This is a genomic window from Mycolicibacterium septicum DSM 44393, from assembly GCF_000455325.1.
GTDB lineage: Bacteria > Actinomycetota > Actinomycetes > Mycobacteriales > Mycobacteriaceae > Mycobacterium > Mycobacterium septicum.
In genome coordinates this window covers 635654-637674 of record NZ_HG322951.1, presented here as the reverse complement: position 1 = coordinate 637674, position 2021 = coordinate 635654, and the positions used below count along the sequence as shown (strand labels likewise).

General features: G+C 68.0%; 2 protein-coding genes. Both read right to left on the bottom strand.

Going from position 1 to position 2021, the window contains the following annotated elements:
* Positions 1–23: 23 nt before the first annotated feature.
* The gene (locus TX88_RS03055) at positions 24–1046 is read right to left on the bottom strand and encodes a L,D-transpeptidase (RefSeq protein WP_044514577.1); all 1023 of its coding nucleotides are present in this window, start codon (positions 1044–1046) and stop codon (positions 24–26) included.
* Positions 1047–1188: 142 nt separating this feature from the next.
* Positions 1189–2021, bottom strand: an 833-nt coding sequence (locus TX88_RS03050; RefSeq protein WP_044514576.1) for an MFS transporter, incomplete at its 5' end; no start/stop codon positions are given.

Genomic DNA, 2021 nt, shown 5'->3' with positions numbered 1-2021 from the left:
GGTTTTGTTGTATCGACGTTCGTCTAGAACATCTGCCAGTCGGACGCGCCGTCAGGCGTGTTGTACCAGCCGCCACCGGTGTTCTTGATGACCACCGGGTCGCCGCTGCCGAAATTGTCGTAGAACCACTTGGCGTTCTCCGGGCTCAGGTTGATGCAGCCGTGACTGCTGTTGCTCCTGCCCTGCTGCGCGACCGACCACGGGGCGCTGTGGACGAAGACACCGCTGTTGTCGATGCGGACGGCGTCCTGCACCTTGAGCTTGTAGCCCTCCTTGGAGTCCACCGGCACACCGTAGGTGGAGGAATCCATGATGATGTCGGGGAACTTCTCCAGCACGTAGTAGGTGCCGTTCTTGGTCTCATGCTTGCCGTCGGGCTTGCCCATCGACACCGGGAAGGTCTTCTCCAGCTTCCCGTTGCGCAGAATTTCCATTTGGTGGGACTTGTCGTCGACCGTCGCCACCAGGTAGTCGCCGACCCGGAAGCTCGACTTGGTGCCGGCCGCGTCGATGTTCACCACGGTGTTGGACGGCCAGAAGTCCTGCGGGCGCCAGCGCAGCTGTGTGTCGGTGACCCAGTAGAAGCGGCCCGCGACCGGCGGGTTCGAGGTGATCCGGATGGCGTCCTGGGCCATCTGCCGGTTGGCGATCGGCCGCTGGAAGTTGATGTAGATGGGCTTGGCAACGCCGACCATCGACCCGTTGACCGGGTTGAACGACGGCGGCAGGAACGGCGCCTCACCGGTGAACGGCTGAGAGCTCTGCCCGGGCGCGTCGCCCTCCGTGAACGGGATGGTCGGGGAGCCGTAGTTGATGATCGGCGCGGGTGCCGTAGGAGCGCCCGGGACCGCAGCGGCGGCCGGAGCCGCCGGGTCGGCCGGCAGCGGGGGGATGTACGCGCCCGGCGGGGGGCCCGGGACCGCAGGTTCGACGGGTGCCGGCGGCGCCTCGGGGTCTGCGTAGGCGGATGGGCTGAGCACCATTCCACCGACCACTCCGGCGGCGATGAATGCGGTGATCAGTGCACGTTTTGCCGATTTCGGCATGAGTAACCTCCAGACAGCACAACTCGATCCAGTGTCTCACAACGCAATGACCAGCTACTGCCGTGAGAAGCCGTTATTCCCCGACAGCGCACGATTCCACGGCGCTGAACTGCGGTGTTTATCGACTGTGAGCGTGCTCGCGTTACTTCTCGGTGGAGGTGCAGGAAACCGTGAATACGCCCCGGGACAGCGCGACACCGCCCATCGCGACAATGATCAGCGCCGCGGCGGTGCCGACGGTGGGGGCGGCACCACCGTGGTCGTAGATGGCGCCACCGATCAGCGCACCGCCCATGATCCCGACCTGGAAGGCCGCGACATACCGGCCGGAGGCGCCGTCGGGGTCTTCCGGGGAGGTACGCATCGCCGAGGCCTGCAGCATCGGCGGCAACGCCGTGGACGCCGCGCCCCAGGCCACCACCGCCACCGCGCCGAGCGCGACCGCAACCCGTCCGGACCACGATTCGACGGCCAGCACCGACAGGACCAGCAGCGCCGCCGCAAGCACGGCCAGGCAACCCAGCACCGAGGCCTTGGGCCACAGGTCCAGGGGACGGGCCATGGCGGCCATCCCGCCCAGACCGGCAATCCCGTACGCGGCCAGCAGCCAGGCCAGGTGTGGGCCGTGTATCCCGACCACGTCCCGGATGATCACCACGATGAAGGTGTAGGCGATGAAGTGCCCGGTGACACCGATCAGCGTCAGCGCCGACAGGGTGAAAAGGCGGCGATTGCGCCGGTGCCCGCGCGGCACCCCGGCAGCCCGGACGGCACCGGATGCCGGCACGAGCGGCGGCAGCAGTGTCCAGGCGGCCAGCGCCACCACGGCCGCGGCCACGGCGATGACCGCAACGGCAGGCCGCCAGCCCCACACCTCACTGAGTGCCGCGGCGAGCGGATTGCCCACCACCAGGGCCAGCCCCGTGCCCACATAGACCGCGGCGGTGGCCCTGCCGGCGTGGCTGGCCGGGACCA

Bases quoted from the DNA above. Each gene is read 5' to 3' on its own strand.
- TX88_RS03055 (WP_044514577.1), bottom strand. From the start codon at position 1,046: ATGCCGAAATCGGCAAAACGTGCACTGATCACCGCATTCATCGCCGCC.